The following is a 21407-nucleotide window of genomic DNA, read 5'->3' as shown; positions in this document are numbered from 1 at the left end:
GTTTGTACAACTATTGTATACACGCTGTGCAAATGCAAGCCGGGCTGCACCGCGGGTGTCCCGGTGCGTTATCCTTCAGGCGCTGCGTGGCCGGACGGGATAGAGACGGAAGGTGAGGGGATACTGGCAGAGCTATCTGGGCCGTTTTCTCGGGCTGCTTTCAGGCTGGTTGCTGGCCGGGACCTGGGGGTTGGTGCCCGGGCTGTTGCTGGGGTGGGCGGCGGATATGCTGGTCCGCCACCACCGCTTTTGCGGCTGGGCCTGGTCCGGGTGCGGGATGGACGGGGCGGAGCGGCGCTGCGCCGGGGTGCTGCTGGCGCTGATGGGCCGGCTGGCCAAGGCGGACGGTCGGGTCAGCGAGGCGGAGGTGGCGGTCACCGAGGCGATCCTGGGCGAGTTGAACCTCACCGGCGTGCGCCGGCAGCGGGCGATCACCCTGTTCCGCCGTGGACGGGATGGGCGGTTACCGCTGCGCGCTCTTTTGCGCAGCCTGCGGCGGGGGCTGCGCGCCCGGCCGGAGTGGCGCCCCCGGGTGCTGTCCGCGCTGGTGCGCCTGGCCGCTGCCGACGGTCCCCCGGACCCGGTGCAGTATCGCCTCCTGGTGCGGGTGTGGCGCGGGCTCGGTCATGCCCGGCACGATCTGGATCAGCGCCTGGCCGGGGGTGTGGGCCAGCGCCGCCCGGGGCAGCCGTTCCAGGGCGGGGACGAGGTGGCCCGCGCGCGGGCACTGTTGGGGGTGGCAGCGGACGCCGGCCGCGCCGAGGTGCGCCGGGCGTATCGCCGCGGCCTCAGTCGCCACCACCCGGACCGGGTCCAGGCGCGCGGTGCCAGCGCCGCGGAGGTGCGCCACGCGGCCAACCGCACCCGCGAACTGCGCGAGGCTTGGGAGCTTTTGCGCCACCATCACGACTGAGTAAGTCCCGGGCTGGCCACTCCAATATGCACCGGGGGGTGGCCTTGGGTTAAAGTACGGCACTCCTGTTACAAAGAAAGGCTGCGAGAGATCCATGAAGGCGGACTTCAGCAAGGTACGTGCAGTGCTCTACGACCTGGACGGGACGCTGGTGGACAGTGCCCCTGATCTGGCGGTGGCCGTGAACCGGGTGTTGGCCGACCGCGGCCAGCCGGCCCGCGAGGAGGCGGAGATTCGCCGCTGGGTGGGTAACGGTGCCCGGCGCCTGATCATGCGCGCGCTCACCGGCGAGCACCACGGCGATCCGGGCGACGAGCACACCGATCCGGCGCTGGAGCAGTTCTTCCAGTATTACGGCGAGCGGGTAGCCGAGCGCAGCCGCCTGTACCCGGGGGTGTCCGAGGGGTTGGCCGGGGTGGCCGAGTTGGGCCTTGCCCAGGCGGTGGTCACCAACAAGCCGCGCCGCTTCGCCGAGCCCCTGCTGGAGGCCTTGGGGGTGCGCGACTACATGGCCACCGTTGTGGGCGGGGACTGCGCCCCGGTGAAGAAGCCCGACCCGGCGCCGCTGCGCCTGGCCCTCGAGCGGCTCGGCGTCGAGCCGTCGCAGGCGCTGATGGTAGGTGACTCGGCGGTGGATGTGGGCGCGGCGCGCAACACCGGCATGAAGGTGGTCTGCGTGCCCTACGGCTACAACGCCGGCAACGCCATCGAGGACGCCTTCCCCGATCTGATGTTGCACAGCCTTGCGGAACTGCCGGGGATGCTGCGGAGCCGGGCGGCGTGATGGGCGTGTCGCTCTCCAGGGTGGATGTCCCCCGGCAGCGCCGGGCGCGCCGTCGATGGTGATGCCGGACGCGTAGAGGGAGCCCACGTCTAGCATCACCTGGAGAGTCCGCATGCAACCTGAACAATTCCGCGACCTGGCCGGGGCCGGGTACAACCGCATCCCGCTGGTGCGGGAGATCCTGGCCGACCTGGACACCCCGCTGTCCACCTACCTGAAACTGGCCCAGGGCCCTTACTCTTACCTGTTCGAATCGGTTCAGGGCGGGGAGAAGTGGGGCCGGTATTCCATCATCGGGCTGCCCTGCGAGACCGTGCTGCGGGTCTATGGCCACGAGGTGGAGATCAGCGTAGCGGGGCGGGTCACCGAGCGCTTCCCGGTGGACGACCCGTTGGCCTGGATCGAGGCCTACCAGGCCCGCTTCCGCGCCGCCGACCCGCCCGGCTTCCCGCACATGCCCCGTTTCCTCGGTGGCCTGGTGGGGTACTTCGGCTACGAGACCGTCGGGTATATCGAGCCGCGCCTGGCGGACAGCGACAACCGCGATGAGCTGGGCGTGCCGGACATCCTGCTGATGGTCAGCGAGGAGGTGCTGGTCTTCGACAACCTGGCCGGCCGCCTCTACCTGGTGGTGCAGGTGGACCCCGCGGCCGAGGACGCCCTGGCCCGGGGGCAGACCCGCCTGGACGAACTGGCCGAGCGGCTGCGGCGGGCAGACTCGGTCTATCGCCCCGAGCGCCCGGCGCGGCAGGTCTCCGAGTCCGACTTCCGCTCCAACTTCACCCAACCGGAGTTCGAGGCGGTGGTGGAACGCATCCGCGAGTACATCCTGGCCGGCGACTGCATGCAGGTGGTCCCCTCCCAGCGCATGTCCGTGCCCTTCCGCGCCGAGCCGCTGGACCTCTACCGCGCCCTGCGCTGCACCAACCCCTCGCCCTACATGTACTACCTGAACCTGGGCGACTTTCACGTGGCTGGCTCCTCACCGGAGATCCTGGTGCGGCTGGAGGACGACGAGGTGACGGTACGGCCCATCGCCGGCACCCGGCGCCGCGGCCACGACGAGGCCGAGGACCGGGCGCTCGAGGAGGACCTGGTCAACGACCCCAAGGAGCTGGCCGAGCACCTGATGCTCATCGACCTGGGCCGCAACGACGTGGGCCGGGTCGCCGAGACCGGCAGCGTCCGGGTGACCGAAAAGATGCTGGTGGAGCGCTACTCCCACGTGATGCACATCGTCTCCAACGTCACCGGCCGGCTGAAGCCCGGGCTGGGGCCGATGGAGGTGCTGCGCGCCACCTTCCCGGCGGGCACGGTGAGCGGCGCGCCCAAAATCCGCGCCATGGAGATCATCAACGAGGTGGAGCCGGTCAAGCGCGGCGTCTACTCCGGCGCGGTGGGGTACCTCTCCTGGTCCGGCAACCTGGACACCGCCATCGCCATTCGCACCGCCGTTATCAAGGACGGGCGGGTGCACGTGCAGGCGGGCGCCGGGGTGGTGGCCGACTCGGTGCCGCGGCTGGAGTGGAAAGAGACCTTGAACAAGGGCCGGGCGCTGTTTCGCGCCGTGGAGATGGCCGAGCACGGGCTGGACAACCCGCCGCCGGTGGAGGAGGACTGAGCCATGCTGCTGATGATCGACAACTACGACTCCTTCACCTGGAACCTGGTGCAGTACCTGGGCGAGCTGGGCGTTGAGGTGGTGGTCCATCGCAACGACGAGATCACCGTCGATGAGATCCGCCGGCTCGGGCCCGAGCGCATCGTGCTCTCGCCGGGGCCCTGCACGCCCAACGAGGCGGGCATCTCGCTGGCGGTGGTGCGCGAGCTGGCCGGCCGCGTGCCGATCCTGGGCGTCTGCCTGGGCCACCAGGCCATCGGTCAGGCCTTCGGTGGCGAGGTGGTGCGGGCCCGCCAGGTCATGCACGGCAAGACCTCGCCCATCCAGCACCGGGGGCAGGGCGTCTTTCGGGGGTTGGAGAACCCGCTGGAGGCCACCCGCTACCATTCACTGGTGGTGCGCCGGGAGACGCTGCCGGCCTGTTTCGAAATCACTGCCTGGACGGCGTTGCCGGACGGCGGGGTGGACGAGATCATGGGCATGCGCCACCGTGAGCTTCCGGTGGAAGGGGTGCAGTTCCACCCGGAATCCATCCTGACCCGCCAGGGCCATGAATTGCTGAAGAACTTTCTCGAGGGGTGATACGCATGGATATGCAAGGCGCGATTCGGCTGGTGACCGAGGGCACCGACCTGACCGAGGGTGAGATGGCGGAAGTGATGCGCCAGATCATGACCGGTCAGGCCACCCCGGCGCAGATCGGCGGCTTTCTCATCGGGCTGCGGATGAAGGGCGAGACGGTATCGGAGATCACCGCCGCTGCCCGGGTGATGCGGGAGTTGGCCACCCGGGTGGAGGCGGCGGGGCCGCACCTGCTGGATACCTGCGGCACCGGTGGCGACGCCAGTAATACCCTGAACGTGTCCACCGCCTGCGCCTTCGTGGCGGCGGCGGGCGGGGCGCAGGTGGCCAAGCACGGCAACCGTTCCGTCTCCTCCAGCTGTGGCAGCGCCGACGTGCTGGAGGCGGCCGGGGCCCGGTTGGACCTGGACGCCGGGCAGGTGGCCGAGTGCATCCGCCGGGTGGGGGTGGGGTTCCTGTTTGCCCCGCACCACCACTCGGCCATGAAACACGCCATCGGGCCGCGCCGCGAGATGGGGGTGCGCACGCTGTTCAACATCCTCGGCCCGCTCACCAACCCCGCCGGTGCGCCGCACCAGCTGCTGGGCGTATACCACAAGCGGTGGGTGGTGCCGGTGGCCGAGACCCTGCGCGCTCTGGGCAGTCGCCGGGTGCTGGTGGTGCACGCGGATGACGGACTGGACGAGATCAGCATCAGCAGCGACACCCTGGTCGCCGAGCTGGACCAGGGCAAGATCCACGAGTACCGCATTACCCCGGAGCAGTTCGGCCTGCCCCGGGCGGAGCTCAGCAACCTGCAGGTGAAGAGCGCGGAGGAGAGCCTGGCGTTGATCCGAGAGGCGTACGCCGGCCAGGAGGGGCCGGCGTTTAGCATCATCGCCATCAACGCCGGGGCCGCGCTCTACGCCGCCGAGAAGGCGCCCACGCTGGATGCCGGGGTGGCCAGTGCTGCCGAGGCGCTGCGGAATGGCGCGGCCCAGCGCAAGCTGGAGGCGTTTGTGAAGTGCACCCAGGAGGTCTGAGCGTGTCTGACACCCCCGACATTCTGAAGAAGATCCTCGAGCGCAAGGCCGAGGAGATCACCGAGCGGCAGGCCCGCCTGCCGCTGGAGAAGCTCTCCGCCCGCGCCGCCGAGGCGGACCCGCCGCGCGGTTTTGTCCGCGCCCTGGCTGACAAGGTGGCCGCGGGCCAACCCGGGGTGATCGCGGAGATCAAGCGCGCCTCGCCCAGCCAGGGGGTGATCCGTGACCCCTATGACCCGGCGACCATCGCCCGGGGTTACGAGGCGGCCGGGGCGGCCTGCCTCTCTGTACTGACGGATCGCGACTTCTTCCAGGGCGACGACAGCCACCTGCAGTCCGCCCGCGCTGCCTGTGGCCTGCCGGTGCTGCGCAAGGATTTCATCATCCACCCCTGGCAGGTGGTGGAGGCGCGCATGCTGGGGGCGGACTGCGTGCTGCTGATCGCGGCGGCGCTGGACGATGCGCGCATGGCGGAGTTGCACGAGCTGGCCGGCTCGCTGGGCATGGATGTGCTGGTAGAGGTGCACGATGCCGATGAACTGGCGCGGGCGGCGGCATTGAAGCCGCGCCTGCTGGGGATCAACAACCGGGACTTGCGCACTTTCCGCACCCGCCTGGAGACCACGCTGGACCTGCTGGACCGGGTGCCACGCAGCAGTCTGCTGGTGACGGAGAGCGGTATTCACACGCCCGCCGACGTGTCCCGCATGCGTGCCGCGGGGGTGGATGCCTTCCTGGTGGGCGAGGCCTTCATGCGTGCGCCCCAGCCTGGGGATGCCCTGCAAGACCTGTTCTTTCCGGCGTGACGCCGGGGGCGTCCAGTCGGCGTTTTAAACGCTGCGCTCGTCCGGACGCTCGAACACCACGATGTTCTTGCCCTGGACCGCCAGTTGGTCCTCCTCGTCCAGGGTTTTCAGCACCCGACCGACCATCTCGCGGGAGCAGCCGACGATGCGCCCCAGCTCCTGCCGGGTGATCCGCACCTGCATGCCGTCCGGGTGGGTCATTGCCTCCGGGCGGGCCGCCAGGTCGCGCAGGGCGCTCATGATGCGACCGGCCACGTCCAGGCAGGCCAGATCGTGAATCTTCTGCTGGGCACGCCGCAGGCGGTCGGCCAGTTGGCTGGCCAGCATTTCCATGAGTTCCGGGTGTTCGCCGGCCAGTTGCCGGAACCGGCTGTAAGGGATCTCCGCCACTTCACAAGCCCCGCGGGCACGCACCCACGCCCCGCGGGGCGCACCAGGTCGGAACAGGCTGAGCGCGCCGAAGAAGCTGCCGGCGTAGAGGTAGTCGATGATCACTTCGCGGCTGCTGCATTCGTCCATGAACACGGTAATGCTGCCGGAGTTCAGGTAGTAGAGCGTCTCCGAGGCCTCGCCCGCCATCATGATCGTGGCCCGGGGGGCGTAGAGATGGCGTTCGCTCTGGGCGAGCAACTGCTCGATGCAGTCCGGATTCTGGCCTGCCATGGAAGCGTTCATAATCATTATGTGTGCCTCGCGCCGCTGGTGCGGCCTTGCGTTCGGTACTCCATTATAAGTGACCTGCGACAGATCGCGACGCATCTCCTATTCAGCGGGGTTCCGCATGGATATACTCCGCAGTCTTATCAATGTTGGTATAGGTGGGAGTCGCCATGAAGGCAAGCGTGAAGTGGTTGGGTAACGCAGCATTCGAGGCGGAAACAGAAAGTGGCCACACCCTGGTCATGGATGGCCCGCCGGACGCCGGTGGGGAGAACCGCGGGCCGCGGCCCATGGAGATGCTGCTGCTGGGCACCGCCGGCTGCTCCGCCTTTGATGTGGTGCACATCCTCCAGCGAGGGCGCCACGCGGTGGCGGACTGCCAGGTCAGCGTGGAAGCCGAGCGGGCCGAGAACCCGCCCAAGGTCTTTACCCGTATCCACTTGCACTTCAAGGTATCGGGTGAGGGCCTCTCCGAGAAGGCCGTGGCCCGCGCCGTTCAGCTGTCGGCCGAGAAGTACTGCTCGGCCTCCATCATGCTGGGCAAGGCCGCAGAGGTGACCCACAGCCACGAGCTGGTCTGAGGTCCTCCGCGCGGCCCGGGCCGGTGCCGGAAACGGGGCTGGCACGGCCGCCCAGGTCAGGCATAATACGCGCCCGCCGGCTTTTCGCGGCGGCACCTTTACCACCACGGGCCGGACTGGAGGACGGGCTTTTGGTTGAACACGGTTCCAGGGTGAGCCTGCACGGCTTCAACAACCTGACCAAGTCCCTGAGTTTCAACATCTACGATGTGTGTTACGCCAAGACGGCGGCACAGCGGCAGGCCTATATCGACTACATCGACGAGGTCTACAACGCCGAACGGTTGACTCAGATCCTCTCCGATGTGGCCGACATCATTGGCGCGAACATCCTCAATATCGCCCGTCAGGACTACGAGCCCCAGGGCGCCAGCGTGACCATCCTCATCTCCGAGGAGCCGGTCTCCGAGGCGGAGGCCGAGGCCGCCGATAGCGTGGGCCCGGGGCCGCTGCCGGAGACCGTGCTGGGCCATCTGGACAAGTCCCACATCACGGTGCACACCTACCCGGAGAGCCACCCCGAGCACGGGGTTAGCACTTTCCGGGTGGATATCGATGTCTCCACCTGCGGGGTGATCTCGCCGCTCAAGGCGCTGAATTACCTGATCCACAGCTTCGACTCCGACATCGTCACCATGGACTACCGGGTCCGGGGCTTTACCCGGGATGTGCGCGGTCGTAAGCACTTTATCGACCACGACATCAACTCCATCCAGAATTACCTGGCGGACGACACCAAAGAGCGCTACCACACGATCGATGTCAACGTCTTCCAGGAGAACCTCTTCCACACCAAGATGATGGTGCGGGAGCTGGACTTGGAGAACTACCTGTTCGGGGAGTCGGCGGCCGAGTTGCCCGAGGTGGAGCGCCGTGAGATCGAGCGCCAACTGCGCCGCGAGATGACCGAGATCTTCGCTGGCCGCAATCTGGCGCCGGACCAGGAGGTTTGAGAGCGACCATGGCCTATTACCGGCGGCACATCTTCTTCTGCACCAACCGGCGCGAGGGCAGCGACCGGCCCTGCTGCTGCGACCGCGGCGGACAGGATGCCCGCGCCTACGTCAAGGCGCGGGTCAAGGCGCTGGGGCTCAGCGGACCGGGAGAGGTCCGGGTGAACGCCGCCGGCTGTCTGGACCGCTGCGAGGAGGGGCCGGTGGCCGTGGTCTACCCGGAAGGGACCTGGTACACGTGGGTGGACGAGGAAGACCTGGATGAGCTGGTGGACGAGCACCTGGTCAACGGCCGGGAGGTCAGCCGGCTGAAGATCTGAGCCTCACAATGCATCAAGGCAAGGGGGCCGGGGGCGGTGGGACAATGCGCCACACCCGGTTCTGTTGACCGGACTGCTGCGCTGCAAGAAAATAACACACGTCCGGTTGGTCATATGGTTTGGCCAGTCGGTCTTCTCCTCCATCCTCCTTTGGTGTGTTAGGCGCGGCACCCCCTGCCGCGCCTTTTTTTTTAATCGCACCGCGTGGGAGGGCACCGGACACCGAATCGGGTGTTGTCTGACGCGGCCGTTTCGGCTAACATTCCCGCCTTTCCTGAGGGAGCACAGGCTTCGGAGTACGGTTCATGAAGACCTACAGCGCAAAGCCCGCAGACGTACAGCGTGACTGGTACGTGGTTGACGCCACCGGTAAGACCCTGGGGCGTCTGGCCAGTGAAGTGGCGTACCGCCTGCGTGGTAAACACAAGCCCGAATACACCCCGCACGTGGACACCGGCGACTACATCGTCGTGGTCAATGCCGAGAAGGTCGCGGTGACGGGTAACAAGGCCAGTGACAAGATGTACTACCGGCACACTGGCTACATCGGTAACATGAAGAGCATCAGCTTCGAGAAGCTGATCGACAAGGCGCCTGAGCGCGTGATCGAGAAGGCTGTCAAGGGCATGTTGCCCAAGAACCGCCTCGGTCGTGCAATGATCAAGAAGCTCAAGGTCTACGCCGGCGGCGAACATCGGCATGCTGCCCAGCAGCCGCAGTCGCTCGATATCTGATTGGATCAGGAACGGTATACGTCATGGCGGAACAGCAGTATTACGGCACCGGTCGTCGCAAGACCTCCAGCGCCCGGGTTTTCTTGCGTCCCGGCAGCGGAGACATTAAGGTAAATGGGCGCTCGCTGGACGAGTACTTCGGCCGCGAGACGGCGCGCATGGTCGTGCGTCAGCCGCTGGAGCTGGTCGATGCCACCGAGCAGTTTGACGTGCACGTGACCGTCAAGGGCGGTGGCCCCAGCGGTCAGGCCGGCGCCATCCGCCACGGCATCACTCGCGCCCTCGTGGAGTACGACGAGGCGCTGAAGCAGCCGCTGAGCAAGGCGGGCTACGTGACCCGTGACGCCCGCATGGTCGAGCGTAAGAAGATCGGTCTGCACAAGGCGCGTCGCGCCACTCAGTTCAGCAAGCGCTGATCGGTTTGGCTCGGGCCGTCATTGCGGCGGCCCAGCCCGGGGCACCGGGCGCAGTTTATTGGGGGATCGTCTAGCGGTAGGACTACGGACTCTGACTCCGTCAACCCAGGTTCGAATCCTGGTCCCCCAGCCAACAGGAAAGGCACCACTCTGCGCGGGTGGTGCCTTTTTCTTTTTCCGGCGGGTACGTTTCCGGCGGGTTCAGGCGGTCTCCGGATCGCCCGCGCCCCGGTACACATCGAACCGGGTGCTCCGGCCCGGCAGTTGCCAGTCCGGGGGCAGGTCGCCCAGGGGCGCGGCGCGGCCGGGGCGCTTGACCACCACTCGCCGGGTGGCGCAGGCGCGGGCTACCCGGAGCAGTTCAACGTCATCCGCCGGGTCCTGGTCCGGCCAGGCCGGTAGATCGCGCAGCGCCTGCAGGTCCTTGCGCACCGCGCCCCGGGTGCTGCCCGCAGGGTACATCGGGTCCAGGCAGATCACCTCCGGGCGGTCCGCCGGGGCGAGGCCGGCGAGCCAGGTTGTGCTCTCTGCCACCACCAGCTGCAGCCGCGCGGCCAGAGCCGGGTGGCTGTGCCGCGCCCGCTCAAGGCCGTCCGCCAGCAGGGCGGCGATCACCGGGTGGCGCTCCACCAGCGTGACCTCCGCCCCCAGCGCGGCCAGGATGAAGGCGTCGCGGCCCAGACCGGCGGTGGCGTCCACCACCTGCAGGGGCTGGTCGCCGCGCAGCCCGCAGGCCCGCGCCAGCGCCTCCCGCTTGAGGCTCGCTTGACGGAGTCGTCGTCCCTGCCGTCCGCCATCCAGCGTCACGTAAACCGGGCCGGGCGCCCCCCGACCGGCACTGCAGAGGGCCAGGCCGGAGGCCCCCAGGCGCAGGTAAAGGCCTGCCTGGTCCGGCGCCGTCTCCAGCAGGGGGAGTCCGAGGCGTGCCGCAAGCGCATTCGCCCGCGGGCAGCTACCCTGTTCAGGTAAGACGCCCAGTAGGGCCTGGCACTTGCGTTCGGTCATTGACGGCGGTTCCCTTTTCTTGTCCGTGCGGCGGCCACTACAGTACTATGCCCGAACGCAATAGAGAGCGCTGCCCAGCCCGGCAGTGCCAAGCCCCCGGAGGTGCATGCATGGCGAACGAGAAGTCCACGGAATCCACCGCTCCCGATACGTCCGAACTTTCGGAGGTGTTGTCGGAAATCGCAACGTCCAGCCAGGAGCTGGTCAACGATTTCCTGGCCCAGGAGCAGACCGAGCACCATATCTCGGTGGAGGATGCCCTGGCCATGAGCAAGCCCTTCCAGGAGTGGGCTGCCCGCGCAATGGCCGACCCGGTGCGGCTGTGGCAGGCGCAGATGGCCTTCTGGCAGGACTACGCCACCCTGATGCAGAACTCCGCGCTGCGCTTCTGGGGTTTTCAGTCCGACCCGGTGGTCAGCCCGGGGAAGGGCGACCGGCGCTTTAAGAGCGAGCACTGGGAGGACAACCCGCTGTTCGATTTCATCAAGCAGTCCTATCTGCTGAGCGCCGACTACCTGCACCGTACGGTCAAGGAGACCGACGGTCTCGATGATCGTACGGCGCAAAAGATCGACTTCTACACCCGCGCCTTCATCGACGCCATGTCCCCAACCAACTTCGTGGCGACCAACCCGGAGGTGCTTGAGAAGACCCTGGAGACCCGCGGCGAAAACCTGGTCAAGGGCCTGAAAAACATGCTTGACGACCTCAAGCGTGGGGGCGGCAAGCTGAACATCCGCATGACCGACCTGGATGCCTTCGACGTGGGCGAGAACGTCGCCACCACGCCGGGCAAGGTGGTCTACCAGAATGACCTGATCCAGCTGATCCAGTATCAGCCGCAGACCGAGCAGGTGCACAAGCGGCCCATGCTGCTCACGCCGGCCTGGATCAACAAGTACTACATCATGGACCTCTCGCCCAAGAACTCCATGGTCAAGTGGCTGCTGGAGCAGGGGCACCAGGTGTTCATGATCTCCTGGAAGAACCCCACGGAGAAGGAGGCGGAAAAGACCTTCGAGGATTACATGCTCGAGGGGCCGCTGGCCGCCATGGACGTGGTCAACGAGATTACCGGCAGCAAGGAGTTGAGCTGCGTCGGGTACTGCCTGGGTGGCACGCTGCTGGCGTGCACCCTGGCCTACATGGCCGCCAAGGGCGATGACCGGGTCAAGGCCGCTACCTTCCTCACCTGCATGCTCGATTTCGAGTACCCGGGCGAGCTGGAGGTCTTCATCGACGAGGAGCAGATCCAGATGCTCGAGCGCAAGATGGGCGCCAAGGGCTATCTGGAGGGTCAGCAGATGGCCACCACCTTCAATATGCTCCGGGCCAATGACCTCATCTGGTCCTTCTTCGTCAACAACTACCTCAAGGGCGACGAGCCGTTCCCCTTTGATCTGCTCTACTGGAACTCCGACGCCACCAACATGCCGGCGAAGATGCACAGCTTTTATCTTCGCAACATGTACCAGAAGAACCTGCTCAAGGACGCGGGCGGGATCACCCTGGCCGGCGAGCCCATCGACCTGTCCAAGGTCAAGGTGCCCGCCTACTTCATGTCGGCCAAGGAGGACCACATCGCGCCCTGGAAGAGCACCCTGCGCGGCCCGCGCCTGCTCTCCGGGCCGACCAAGTACGTGCTGGGCGGCTCCGGCCATATCGCCGGGGTGATCAACCCGCCGTCCCGCAACAAGTACGGTTACTGGACCTCCACCAAGAAGACGGTGGACCAGGAGGAGTGGCTGGCGAGCGCCAAGCAGTACGACGGCTCCTGGTGGAACGACTGGGGCAAGTGGCTGGCCCAGAAGGGTGGCGCCAAGGTGGATGCGCCCAAGGATTTGGGCAGCAGCCAACACAAGCCGATCGAGGACGCTCCTGGGGCTTACGTGAAGGAGCGCCACGACGACAAGCGCTGATTATTCGCGCGACGCGGTGAGGCCTGTCCGTTGACAGGCCCCCACCAAAAACGCCGCCGGCCTCCTGAGGGGCTGGCGGCGTTTTTGGTGGTGACCAAGGGCCCTGACGGACCGGGCGCGCGCCTCGGGCTCAGGCGCGCTCGTTGAGCAGGGTGCCCAGCATCTCGTCCGCGGCCTGCACCACCCGGACCGAGGCCTCGCCCTGGCGTTGGTAGCTCAGTGATTGCACCAGCGCGGTGTTGATGTCCTCGGAGCCTTCGGCGGTACGGGCCGTTTCCCGGGCCACGGTGACCGCACCTCGTTCCAGGCCGGACTGGGCGGCATAGACGCCCTGTAGACCGCTGTTAAATGCGTTATTGATGTCCATAGGCCCTCCGGCAGAAAGTTGCCGCTTTGCCCCGATCATAGCACAGTGCTGCCGAGGGGGTTGACAATCTGGTATACTGCCCCGTTTTTCACCGGAGGGAAGAGCAGGATGAGCGAGCCACAGCCGTTGGTGGGCGTCATCATGGGCAGTCGCTCGGACTGGGAAACCATGTCGGAGGCCTGCCAGGTGCTTGATGACTTTCAGGTGCCGCACGAGGCGAAGATCGTCTCGGCCCACCGCACCCCGGAGCTGATGCGGAACTACGCCCTGCAGGCCGAGGACCGGGGTCTCAAGGCGATCATCGCCGGGGCAGGGGGCGCGGCCCATCTGCCGGGCATGGTGGCCGCCATGACCACCGTGCCGGTGCTCGGCGTACCGGTCCAGAGCCGCTCGCTAAAAGGGCTCGACTCCCTGCTCTCCATCGTCCAGATGCCCGGCGGGGTGCCGGTGGCGACGCTGGCCATCGGCAGCGCCGGCGCCCGGAATGCCGGCCTGCTCGCATGCAGTATCCTGGCCAACGAGGACCCGGCCCTGCGCCAACGCCTTCATGACTTCCGCCAACGCCAGGCCGACAAGGTGCTGGGGGACGAGCTGCCGCAATGAGTACCGTTCTGTTGCCCGGGGCCACCCTGGGTGTTCTGGGTAACGGCCAGCTGGGCCGGATGTTTGCCCTGGCGGCCCGGCGCATGGGCTACCGCGTGGCCACCTTCGGGCCGGGTACCGGTACGCCGGCAGGGCAGGTCTGTGACCTGGAGGTGGACGCCGATTACCGCGACGAGCAGGCCCTGCGCGCCTTCGCCCGGCAGGTGGAGGCGGTCACCTTCGAGTTCGAGAATGTCCCCGCCGAGGCTGGCGAGCTACTGGCGGAGCACGTGCCGGTGCGCCCCCGGGAGACGGTGCTCCATATTGCGCAGAACCGCTGGCGGGAGAAGACCTGGCTGCGGGACCAGGGCTTCCCGGTGGGGGATTTTGCCACCGTGGAGAGCGAGGCCGCACTCGTCGATGCACTGGAGCGGCTGGGGACGCCGGCCGTGCTCAAGACCGCGGGGTTCGGTTACGACGGCAAGGGGCAGGCCCTGATCCGCACCCCCGCGGATGCCGCCGGTGCGTGGCAGGCGATCGGCGGGCAGGCAGCCGTGCTGGAGGCCTTCGTGGACTTCCACATGGAGGTTTCGGTGGTGGCCGCGCGCGGTACGGATGGCAGCTTTGCCCATTACGGCGTCTTCGAGAACCGCCACCGTGATCATATCCTGGACGTGACCCTGCCCGATGCGCCGGTGGGGCCGCAGTTGCGCGAGCAGGCCGAGGACATCGCGAGGGGTATTCTCGAGGCCCTCGGCGTGGTCGGTGTGCTCTGCGTGGAGTTCTTTGTGGCCAGCGATGGCCGCTTGCTGGTCAACGAGCTGGCGCCGCGGCCGCACAACTCCGGGCACCTGACCTTCGACGCCTCGCTCAGCAGCCAGTTCGAGCAGCAGGTGCGGGCGGTGGCCGGGCTGCCGCTGGGGGACACCCGGCTGCTGCGGCCGGCCGCCATGGTCAACCTGCTCGGCGACCTGTGGCAGGACGGCGAACCGGACTGGGCCGCCGCCCTCGCCGACGGCCAGACCAAGCTGCACCTTTACGGCAAGGCGAATGCCAAGCCCGGCCGCAAGATGGGTCACCTGACCGCGTTCGGGGATGATCGCGAGGATGCGGCCCGCCGCGCCCTGGCGGCCCGGGAGCGGCTACGGGGTGGCGGCGGTCATCGCTGACTGACCGCCGCTCCGCTTTCCGGCGCCTGCCGCTACTTCCCGCGTTTGCCGGTCTCGCGTAATTCGTCGAGCTTGCGGCGGGTGAGCGCCTTGAAGCGGGGGGTCAGGCCGGCATCCTCGTAAATGGGGTCGCCCTGCTCATCCTCGGCCACCACCCGCTGCCCCTGCACGTAGGGGAAGGTGGCCTCGAGTTCATCCAGCGCGGTGCCCAGCAGGTCGGTGATCAGGTCCTCCTCGGAGCGGCCGGGGTACATCTCGGCCAGCGCGCCGAGCTTCGCGGCATCCGCAAGGGGCAGGCGCACCCGGTATTCGTAAGGCGTACGCTGCTCGGCGGCGGTCTCTTCCCAAGTCTCGACCAACTGCTTCAGTTGCATAGGCTCCCGGTATCCTCTGATGGTGGCGGTGATTGCGTCGCGGGCTGTGATGATGGCCCCCGTACACCCATATTATGCACCCGGACGGGCGCTGTGGAGGGGGTCAGTGGTCTGAGGGGGTGTCATGGCTCCGCTGCGGGCCGGTGCCCTCACCGAAGCCGTCCGCCACCAAGTCGCGAAGCGCTGTCAGCGCCTCTTCGGCCTGTTCGCCGTCGGCCTCCACCTGGATACGGCTGCCACAGCCGGCCGCCAGCATCATCAGGCCCATCACGCTCTTGCCGTCCACCGTGCGCTCGCCGCGGGTGACCCGGATGGTGCAAGGGTACTCCGAGGCCAGGGCGGAGAAACGGCCGGCGGCACGGGCATGCAGCCCCAGCTTGTTCACGATGTCGAGTTCTTCGCTAGGCACAGTGGTGATTCCGTGGCGCTCCTGGGGGTTGCTCCCGGATTGGCAGCTCAATGGCTTAACTCCCTGTGGCGGACACTGACGGCATCCGTGCCGTTATCGAAACGCCGCGCCAGCTGCTCCGCCAGGTAGACGGACCGGTGCTGGCCGCCCGTGCACCCGATGGCGACGGTGACGTAGCTGCGTGCCTCCTTGCGGAAGGCGGGCAGCCAGGTGCTGACCAGTTCCTCGATCTGTTGCATTAGCCGCCCCACCTCCGGCTGCGCCTCCAGGTAGCTCTGCACCGGTGCGTCCTGCCCGGTGAACGGACGCAACCTGGGCTCCCAGTGCGGGTTGGGCAGGCAGCGGGCGTCGAACACGTAGTCGGCATCGGACGGGATGCCGTGCTTGTAGCCGAAGGACTGGAAGAGCAGCGAGAGCCGGCCGGGTTGGTGCTCCACCCGCTCGCGGATCAGGTCGCGCAGCTGGTGGACGTTGGTGTCGCTGGTGTCCAGTGTCAGGTCGGCGCGGGCACGCAGCGGTGCCAGCAGGGTCTCTTCCCGGGCGATGGCATCGGCGAGCGTGGCATCGTCGCCGCTGAGGGGGTGGCGGCGGCGGGTCTCGCTAAAGCGGGTGATGAGGGTCTCGTGGTTGGCGAACAGGAACAACACCTCGCTGTTCAGCCCCAGACCGCCCAGTTCGTCGAGTATCTCCGGGATGCGGGCCAGGTCCTCCGGCCGGTTGCGGGCGTCGATGCCCACCGCGTAGCGGCCGCTGGCCCCCTGGCAGCTGTCGTTGACGTGGCGGGCGAAAGCGCTGAGCAGACCGACGGGCAGGTTGTCGATGCAATACCAGCCCTGATCCTCGAGCGTGTGCAGCGCCACACTCTTTCCGGACCCGGACAGGCCGCTGATGATGATCAACCTGAGGTTCTGCATGGATGTCGGTGCTCCGCCTTCTGGCGGCCGCCGTGTCGGTGGCCGCTACCCTGCCGTCTCACTACCCTGCCACTCGGCCAGCAGCTGGTGGAGCCGCTCCGGTTCCCCGGTGGCCCGCAACCGCTCGCACAGGCGGCTGTCACTGAACATCTCGGCCAGGTCGGCCAGGATCTGGAGGTGCTCGTCCGTGAAGTGCTCCGGCACCACCAGGGCAAACAGCAGGTCCACCGGTTCGCGGTCAAAGGCGTCGAAGTCGACGCCTTCGCCCAGGCGGATGAGCGCCCCCCGGGCCTGCTCTATGCCCTCCATGCGGGCGTGGGGCAGCGCCACGCCATGGCCCAGGCCAGTGCTGCCCAGGCGCTCACGCGCCACCAGGCGGTCGAAGACCTGGGGGGCGGCCAGGGTGGTGTCGTCCGTGGTCAGCAGGTCGCTGAGCTGTTCCAGCACGCGTTTCTTGCTGCTGACCTCGGCTTCGCAACGGATTCGGTCCGGCGTGATGAGTTCGGCGATTTTCATGATGATGTTCAGCCCAGGGCGGCCGGGGCCGGCAGGACGCCGGCCGCCAGTGGTTTGCTGTGGCTATTCTGCGTCTACGTCCGCGGCCCCTGCACTTGCCTTCTGCGCAGCGCCCTCCCTGCGGTGGTGGTCGGTCACCTTCTCCTTGTGCTTGACCAGTTGCCGGTCGAGCTTGTCCACCATGCCGTCAATGGCGGCGTACATGTCTTCGTTGGTGGTCTCGGCGTGCAGCCGGTTGCCGCTGATCAGCAGGTTGGCTTCCGCCTTCTGGCGAAGCTTTTCCACGGAGAGGATGACGTGGCTGTCCACCAGGTTGTCAAAGTGGCGCTCCAGGCGCTTGAACTTGTCGTGGACATAGTCCTTGAGAGCGTCCGTGACTTCCACATGGTGGCCGGTTATCTGTATTTGCATGCCGCCTCCTTCAACGTTGCGGTTCAGGCCAGTCGCTTGCGCTCGGATGACGAGGCGATGGCCATGGCCTCACGATACTTGGCTACGGTCCGTCTTGCCACGTTTATGCCTTCTTCCTGAAGGATATTTGCAATGCGACTGTCACTGAGTGGCTTGGCCGGGTTCTCGTCGGCGACCAGTCGCCGGATACGGGCGCGGATGGCGGTGGCCGAGCACTCGCCGCCATCCACGGTCTGCACGTGGCTGGAGAAGAAGTACTTGAACTCCAGCGTGCCCCGCGGGGTGTGCATGTACTTGCGGGTGGTGATCCGGGAAATGGTGGATTCGTGCATGTCCACCGCCTCGGCCACCTCGCGCAGGACCAGCGGCTGCATGGCCTCCTCGCCGTGGTCGAAGTAGCCCTGCTGGCGCTCGACGATGCAACGGGCCACTTTCAGCAGAGTGTCGTTGCGGCTGCGAAGGCTCTTGATGAACCAGCGCGCCTCCTGCAGGTGGTTGCGCAGGGTGGTGTTGTCGCTGCTGTTGTCGGCGCGCTTGATCAGGCTGGCGTAGTAGCTGTTGACCCGCAGCCGCGGGGCCGTGTCGGGGTTGAGCTCCACCTGCCAGCGGCCGTGAATGCGGCGCACCACCACGTCCGGGACCACGTACTGGGTCTCGTCGTCGCTGATCTGGGAGCCGGGCCGCGGGTCCAGGGTCTGGACCAGGGCCAGCACCTCGCGCAGTTGCTCCTGGTTGAGCTTCATGCGCCGGCACAGCTGGGCGTACTGGCGCTGCACCAGCATGTCCAGGTACTGGTCCACCAGCGTGCGGGCCTCGGTGAGCAGCGGGGTGTCGGGCGGCAGCTGCTCAAGCTGGATGAGCAGCGCTTCACGCGGGTCGCGTGCCGCCACGCCTACCGGGTCGAAGTGCTGGATGCGGCGCAGGACCGCCTCGACCTCCTCGGGCTCCACCTCCCACTCGGCGGGCAGGGCGGAGATCAGTTCTTCGATGTCGGCACCCAGATACCCGTCGTCGCGCACCGAGTCGATGATGACCTGGGCGATGACGGCGTCCTGCTCGGTAAAGGGGGTGAGCTCAGCCTGCCAGGTGAGGTGCTCGTGGAGGCTTTCACCGCCACCGGAGCGGTTGGCCCAGGGGTCGCGGTCCTCATCCTCGCTGTCGGGCTGGCTCCAGGGGGTGCTGCCGTCGTAGATCTCGTCCCAGCTGGAGTCGAGCGGAAGGTCGTCAGGGATGTCGTCCTGCTGGCTGGCGGCGGGCTCCTCGGCGGCGGGGGCTTCGGCATCGCTCTGCTCTTCGCCGCTCGTGTCCTCGCCCGGCTCGTCGGCGGTGTTCTGGTCAGCTTCGTCCGCCTCCGACCGCTGCTCGTCCTCCAATTGCTCGTCCTCGGCCATTTCCAGCATGACGTTGGACTCTAGCTGCTGCTGGATCTCCATTTGCAGATCCAGGGTGGAGAGCTGCAACAGGCGGATGGCCTGCTGCAGCTGGGGTGTCATGGTGAGTTGCTGGCCGAGCTTGAGTTGCAGCGACTGCTTCATGACCGATCCCAACGGGCCCGGGGGCCGTTCTGATTGATCGTGATGTGGGTGAGCTTTGTTTTCATGTATGTCGTGGCACGCACCGCTTTGATAATCCCATGCTAGCCCATTGCCGGGCCGGGTATCTGCCTGTACTCCCAGTTTACCGCGGAAAGGGGGTCAAAGCCGAAAATGCTCCCCCAGGTAGACCTCGCGGACGGCCTGGTTGGCCAGAACCTCGTCGGCACTGCCGCGGGCAATGACCCGGCCCTGGCTGAGGATGTAGGCCCGCTCCACGATACCCAGGGTTTCCCGCACGTTGTGGTCGGTGATCAGCACGCCGATCCCGCGCTCGGTGAGCTGGCGGATGATGTGCTGGATATCCACCACAGAGATGGGGTCAACGCCGGCGAAGGGCTCGTCCAGCAGGATGAACTGCGGGTCGGCGGCCAGCGCCCGGGCGATCTCCACCCGCCGCCGCTCCCCGCCCGAGAGGCTGATGCCATTCTGGTTGGCCAGATGCGGCACGTGGAACTCGTCCAGCAGGGCCTGGAGTCGCTCCTCGCGGCCCTTGCGACTCAGCTCGGGGCGTGTCTCCAGGATGGACATGATGTTCTGGGCCACGGTCATCTTGCGGAACACCGAGGCCTCCTGCGGCAGGTAGCCGACGCCCTTGCGGGCCCGGGCATGCATGGGCAGGGCGGTGATGTCCTCGCCGTTGAGCAGGATCTGGCCACCGTCGGCGCGCACCAGCCCCACCACCATGTAGAAGCAGGTGGTCTTGCCCGCGCCGTTGGGGCCGAGCAGGCCGACGATCTCGCCGGCGTTCACCGTCAGCGAGGCCTCCTCCACCACGGTGCGGCGGCGGTAGCGCTTGACCAGGGACCGGGCTTCCAGACGACTCATGGGTCGTCGGTCTCCTCGGCCGGGAAGAAGATGGTGCGCGTGCGCCGGTCCTCGCGGCCCTCCGCCTGTGCCTCCTGGGTCTCCAGGTTGACCCGGATCTCCTCGCCGGACATGCGGTTTTCCCGTTGCCACAGCTCTGCGCCCTGCAGCAGGTAAATCCGCTGCGGGCCGCGGCTGTAGTACTCCATCCGCGGGGCCTCGGCGTGCACTTTGTCGGTCTGGTCCTCCGGCAGTTGCTCGTAGGTGGCGGGGCTGCCGTCCACCTCGATCCGGTCGAGTACCCGGCGGTCATCGGCCTCGCGGGTGTGGACCACCATGCGGTCGCCGGTGATCACCATGCTGCCCTGGGTGAGGACCACGTCCCCGGTATAGGTGCTGATGCCGCGTACGTTGTCGATTTCGGCGCGATTCGATTCCAGGTCTATGGGCTGCTCGCGGTCAGGGGTGCGGGCCTGCGCCCCGGTGATGAGCACCAGGCAGGTCAGGGCGGTGACCAGGGCGGCCGCGGCGTTACGGCAGTTCATGATGACCCTTTACCTCGGATTTCAATTCGATCTGCTGACGTTTGAGCCAGGCTTTGGCCCCCACGCCCTCGGTGTGGGAGGCGTCCTGGCGCAGTATGGCGTGTTCCTCTGTCTCCGCCACGTCCTCCTCGGGGTAGAGCCAAAGCTCAGAGGTGTCCAGTTGCAGTGGACGGTTGACTGGGCTCTCCGGGCGCCAGAAGTGGACGTCCTCGTGCAGTAGCACGCGTTCGGCCTCGTCCCAGGCGCTGCCCCGTGGCGCGGTACCGTACCAGTTGGCCCCGGTGGCGGCGAACATCTCCACCTCGGGGCGGGTGAACTCCCAGACCTCGCGCTCGGGGTAGTGGTAGAGATCGTCCGCGGTCAGCCGGTAGCGCCAGGCGCCACTCTCGTCGGCGGCGTGGATAGTGAACCCCTCCATGAAGTAATCGGCCCGTTCCCGCTCCGGGATGACCGGTTCGGGGCGGGGTGGCGCCCGGTCCGGGCGGTCCGCGATCAGCCAGGCAACGCCGATCAGCAGACCGATAACGATGACCGTGAACAGTCGGGGCGGTTTAATCCGCGTCTTCATGGGCCTGCAGCAGGGTATCCAGCTGGCCGCGGGCGGCCAGAATGAGTTCGCAAAGCTCCCGGACCGCGCCCCGGCCACCGGCGCGGGCGGTCTGCAGGTGGGCGTGACGGGCGAGCAGGGGGTGCCCGTCGGCGACCGTGACAGCCAGCCCGACCCGGCGCAGGGCCGGGAGATCCTGCAGGTCATCGCCCATGTAGGCGCAGGCCTCGGCCGGTACGCCCAAGCGCTGTAACAGGCCGTCCAGATCGGCGCCCTTGCGTCCGGAGCCCTGAATAAGATGCTCGATCTGCAGTTCCTGCGCGCGCCGCTCCAGCAGGGTCGAGCGCCGTGCGGTCAGCAGGGCGATGTCCACCCCGGACTGCTGCAGCAGGCGGATGCCCTTGCCGTCGTGGATGTGGAAGGCCTTGCAGAGCTCGCCCTCGGCACCGATGTAGACGCTGCCGTCGGTGAGCACGCCGTCCACGTCCAGCACCAGCAGACGTATGCCAGCGGCACGTTCCATCACGGCGGGGGATACATTGCCGTGGTAGCCGGGCCGGTTGCTGTCCGTCGTGTCCATGGCCGTACTTTACCAGAACGCGCCGTAAAGCCCCGCCGTTCAGGGCGGGGATATAAGGCGCCTATTCAGGGGTTCGCTGCTGTTCGATGTACTGACGCACGATGGAAATCGGTGCGCCACCACAAGAGGCCGAGAAATAGGACGGCGACCAAAGCTTCCCTTTGAAATATCGCGCCCGAAGGTCAGGTCTATGTTTGCGCAGCAGCCGACTGGAAACTCCTTTGAGGCTATTCACCAGCGTGGAAACAGCAACCTTGGGTGGGTAATTCACCAGAAGG

Annotated in this window: 28 protein-coding genes and 1 tRNA gene; 15 read left to right on the top strand and 14 right to left on the bottom strand. The window is 67.0% G+C overall.

The window, feature by feature from the left end; all coding sequences use genetic code 11:
- Positions 1 to 112 precede the first annotated feature (112 nt).
- The 6 genes from DFR31_RS13605 to trpC all read left to right on the top strand — a co-directional run bounded on the left by DFR31_RS13605 (position 113) and on the right by trpC (position 5728).
- A complete protein-coding gene (locus DFR31_RS13605; RefSeq protein ID WP_147436983.1) occupies positions 113 to 913 on the top strand; it encodes a TerB family tellurite resistance protein in 801 nt (266 codons plus the stop codon).
- A 94-nt stretch (positions 914 to 1007) separates the two neighbouring features.
- Complete coding sequence (locus tag DFR31_RS13600) at positions 1008 to 1697, top strand: phosphoglycolate phosphatase (protein WP_121443237.1); 690 nt, start codon at positions 1008 to 1010, stop codon at positions 1695 to 1697.
- Positions 1698 to 1809: 112 nt separating this feature from the next.
- Positions 1810 to 3318, top strand: a complete 1509-nt coding sequence (gene trpE, locus DFR31_RS13595) for an anthranilate synthase component I (protein ID WP_121443236.1) — start codon at positions 1810 to 1812, stop codon at positions 3316 to 3318.
- Positions 3319 to 3321: 3 nt separating this feature from the next.
- Positions 3322 to 3900, top strand: coding sequence for an anthranilate synthase component II (locus tag DFR31_RS13590; RefSeq protein WP_121443235.1), 579 nt, complete (start codon positions 3322 to 3324; stop codon positions 3898 to 3900).
- Positions 3901 to 3905: 5 nt separating this feature from the next.
- The gene (trpD, locus tag DFR31_RS13585; protein ID WP_121443234.1) at positions 3906 to 4922 is read left to right on the top strand and encodes an anthranilate phosphoribosyltransferase; all 1017 of its coding nucleotides are present in this window, start codon (positions 3906 to 3908) and stop codon (positions 4920 to 4922) included.
- 2 nt (positions 4923 to 4924) lie between these two features.
- The gene (gene trpC / locus DFR31_RS13580; RefSeq protein WP_121443233.1) at positions 4925 to 5728 is read left to right on the top strand and encodes an indole-3-glycerol phosphate synthase TrpC; all 804 of its coding nucleotides are present in this window, start codon (positions 4925 to 4927) and stop codon (positions 5726 to 5728) included.
- Positions 5729 to 5752: 24 nt separating this feature from the next.
- On the opposite strand, the gene crp is transcribed toward trpC, so the two are convergent.
- Positions 5753 to 6391, bottom strand: coding sequence for a cAMP-activated global transcriptional regulator CRP (crp, locus tag DFR31_RS13575; RefSeq protein ID WP_245971207.1), 639 nt, complete (start codon positions 6389 to 6391; stop codon positions 5753 to 5755).
- A gap of 167 nt (positions 6392 to 6558) precedes the next feature.
- On the opposite strand from crp, the gene DFR31_RS13570 reads away from it, so the two are divergent.
- The 6 genes from DFR31_RS13570 to DFR31_RS13545 all read left to right on the top strand — a co-directional run bounded on the left by DFR31_RS13570 (position 6559) and on the right by DFR31_RS13545 (position 9525).
- Positions 6559 to 6969 (top strand): OsmC family protein, encoded by a 411-nt coding sequence (locus DFR31_RS13570; RefSeq protein ID WP_121443231.1) that lies wholly within the window; start codon positions 6559 to 6561, stop codon positions 6967 to 6969.
- Positions 6970 to 7100: 131 nt separating this feature from the next.
- The gene (speD, locus tag DFR31_RS13565) at positions 7101 to 7922 is read left to right on the top strand and encodes an adenosylmethionine decarboxylase (protein ID WP_121443230.1); all 822 of its coding nucleotides are present in this window, start codon (positions 7101 to 7103) and stop codon (positions 7920 to 7922) included.
- Positions 7923 to 7930: 8 nt separating this feature from the next.
- Complete coding sequence (locus DFR31_RS13560; RefSeq protein WP_121443229.1) at positions 7931 to 8242, top strand: (2Fe-2S) ferredoxin domain-containing protein; 312 nt, start codon at positions 7931 to 7933, stop codon at positions 8240 to 8242.
- Between the two features lie 305 nt (positions 8243 to 8547).
- Positions 8548 to 8976 (top strand): 50S ribosomal protein L13, encoded by a 429-nt coding sequence (gene rplM, locus DFR31_RS13555; RefSeq protein WP_121443228.1) that lies wholly within the window; start codon positions 8548 to 8550, stop codon positions 8974 to 8976.
- Positions 8977 to 8999: 23 nt separating this feature from the next.
- Positions 9000 to 9392 (top strand): 30S ribosomal protein S9, encoded by a 393-nt coding sequence (rpsI, locus tag DFR31_RS13550; RefSeq protein ID WP_121443227.1) that lies wholly within the window; start codon positions 9000 to 9002, stop codon positions 9390 to 9392.
- A 59-nt stretch (positions 9393 to 9451) separates the two neighbouring features.
- Positions 9452 to 9525 (top strand) — tRNA-Gln (locus DFR31_RS13545).
- Between the two features lie 68 nt (positions 9526 to 9593).
- On the opposite strand, the gene DFR31_RS13540 is transcribed toward DFR31_RS13545, so the two are convergent.
- Entirely contained in the window at positions 9594 to 10397 is an 804-nt protein-coding gene (locus DFR31_RS13540; protein WP_121443226.1) for a class I SAM-dependent methyltransferase, read from the bottom strand.
- Between the two features lie 110 nt (positions 10398 to 10507).
- Here DFR31_RS13540 and DFR31_RS13535 point away from each other — a divergent pair, with 110 nt between their 5' ends.
- Positions 10508 to 12316, top strand: a complete 1809-nt coding sequence (locus tag DFR31_RS13535) for a PHA/PHB synthase family protein (RefSeq protein ID WP_121443225.1) — start codon at positions 10508 to 10510, stop codon at positions 12314 to 12316.
- Between the two features lie 130 nt (positions 12317 to 12446).
- On the opposite strand, the gene DFR31_RS13530 is transcribed toward DFR31_RS13535, so the two are convergent.
- Positions 12447 to 12683: a flagellar basal body rod C-terminal domain-containing protein gene (locus tag DFR31_RS13530; RefSeq protein WP_121443224.1), complete on the bottom strand. Its 237-nt coding sequence runs from the start codon at positions 12681 to 12683 to the stop codon at positions 12447 to 12449.
- Positions 12684 to 12791: 108 nt separating this feature from the next.
- Between DFR31_RS13530 and purE the strand changes: the two genes are divergently transcribed.
- Both purE and DFR31_RS13520 read left to right on the top strand, forming a co-directional pair.
- The gene (gene purE / locus DFR31_RS13525; protein WP_121443223.1) at positions 12792 to 13286 is read left to right on the top strand and encodes a 5-(carboxyamino)imidazole ribonucleotide mutase; all 495 of its coding nucleotides are present in this window, start codon (positions 12792 to 12794) and stop codon (positions 13284 to 13286) included.
- Entirely contained in the window at positions 13283 to 14434 is a 1152-nt protein-coding gene (locus DFR31_RS13520; protein WP_121443222.1) for a 5-(carboxyamino)imidazole ribonucleotide synthase, read from the top strand. Before purE ends, DFR31_RS13520 begins: the two co-directional genes overlap by 4 nt.
- A gap of 32 nt (positions 14435 to 14466) precedes the next feature.
- Here DFR31_RS13520 and DFR31_RS13515 read toward each other — a convergent pair whose 3' ends face one another.
- The 11 genes from DFR31_RS13515 to tnpA all read right to left on the bottom strand — a co-directional run.
- Positions 14467 to 14808 carry a type 1 pili tip component gene (locus DFR31_RS13515; protein ID WP_121443221.1) on the bottom strand — a complete coding sequence of 114 codons (342 nt, stop codon included), beginning with the start codon at positions 14806 to 14808 and terminating at the stop codon, positions 14467 to 14469.
- Positions 14809 to 14911: 103 nt separating this feature from the next.
- Positions 14912 to 15217: an HPr family phosphocarrier protein gene (locus DFR31_RS13510; protein WP_121443246.1), complete on the bottom strand. Its 306-nt coding sequence runs from the start codon at positions 15215 to 15217 to the stop codon at positions 14912 to 14914.
- A 47-nt stretch (positions 15218 to 15264) separates the two neighbouring features.
- A complete protein-coding gene (gene rapZ / locus DFR31_RS13505; protein WP_121443220.1) occupies positions 15265 to 16131 on the bottom strand; it encodes an RNase adapter RapZ in 867 nt (288 codons plus the stop codon).
- Between the two features lie 45 nt (positions 16132 to 16176).
- Positions 16177 to 16647 carry a PTS IIA-like nitrogen regulatory protein PtsN gene (gene ptsN, locus DFR31_RS13500; RefSeq protein ID WP_121443219.1) on the bottom strand — a complete coding sequence of 157 codons (471 nt, stop codon included), beginning with the start codon at positions 16645 to 16647 and terminating at the stop codon, positions 16177 to 16179.
- Between the two features lie 63 nt (positions 16648 to 16710).
- Positions 16711 to 17058, bottom strand: a complete 348-nt coding sequence (hpf, locus tag DFR31_RS13495; protein ID WP_121443218.1) for a ribosome hibernation-promoting factor, HPF/YfiA family — start codon at positions 17056 to 17058, stop codon at positions 16711 to 16713.
- 23 nt (positions 17059 to 17081) lie between these two features.
- Positions 17082 to 18593: an RNA polymerase factor sigma-54 gene (locus DFR31_RS13490; RefSeq protein ID WP_121443217.1), complete on the bottom strand. Its 1512-nt coding sequence runs from the start codon at positions 18591 to 18593 to the stop codon at positions 17082 to 17084.
- 159 nt (positions 18594 to 18752) lie between these two features.
- Positions 18753 to 19478: an LPS export ABC transporter ATP-binding protein gene (lptB, locus tag DFR31_RS13485; RefSeq protein WP_121443216.1), complete on the bottom strand. Its 726-nt coding sequence runs from the start codon at positions 19476 to 19478 to the stop codon at positions 18753 to 18755.
- Positions 19475 to 20002, bottom strand: a complete 528-nt coding sequence (gene lptA, locus DFR31_RS13480) for a lipopolysaccharide transport periplasmic protein LptA (protein ID WP_121443215.1) — start codon at positions 20000 to 20002, stop codon at positions 19475 to 19477. The genes lptB and lptA overlap by 4 nt, the downstream gene beginning before the upstream one ends.
- Complete coding sequence (gene lptC / locus DFR31_RS13475) at positions 19989 to 20570, bottom strand: LPS export ABC transporter periplasmic protein LptC (RefSeq protein WP_121443214.1); 582 nt, start codon at positions 20568 to 20570, stop codon at positions 19989 to 19991. The genes lptA and lptC overlap by 14 nt, the downstream gene beginning before the upstream one ends.
- Positions 20554 to 21129 (bottom strand): KdsC family phosphatase, encoded by a 576-nt coding sequence (locus DFR31_RS13470; protein WP_121443213.1) that lies wholly within the window; start codon positions 21127 to 21129, stop codon positions 20554 to 20556. Before DFR31_RS13470 ends, lptC begins: the two co-directional genes overlap by 17 nt.
- Positions 21130 to 21190: 61 nt before the next feature.
- A partial coding sequence (tnpA, locus tag DFR31_RS13465) for an IS200/IS605 family transposase (RefSeq protein ID WP_121443212.1) occupies positions 21191 to 21407 on the bottom strand: 217 nt, incomplete at its 5' end.

It is taken from the genome of Alkalispirillum mobile (assembly GCF_003664325.1).
GTDB lineage: Bacteria > Pseudomonadota > Gammaproteobacteria > Nitrococcales > Halorhodospiraceae > Alkalilimnicola > Alkalilimnicola mobilis.
The sequence above is the reverse complement of the archived record's forward strand: the minus strand, read 5'-3'. Positions and strand labels throughout refer to the sequence as shown.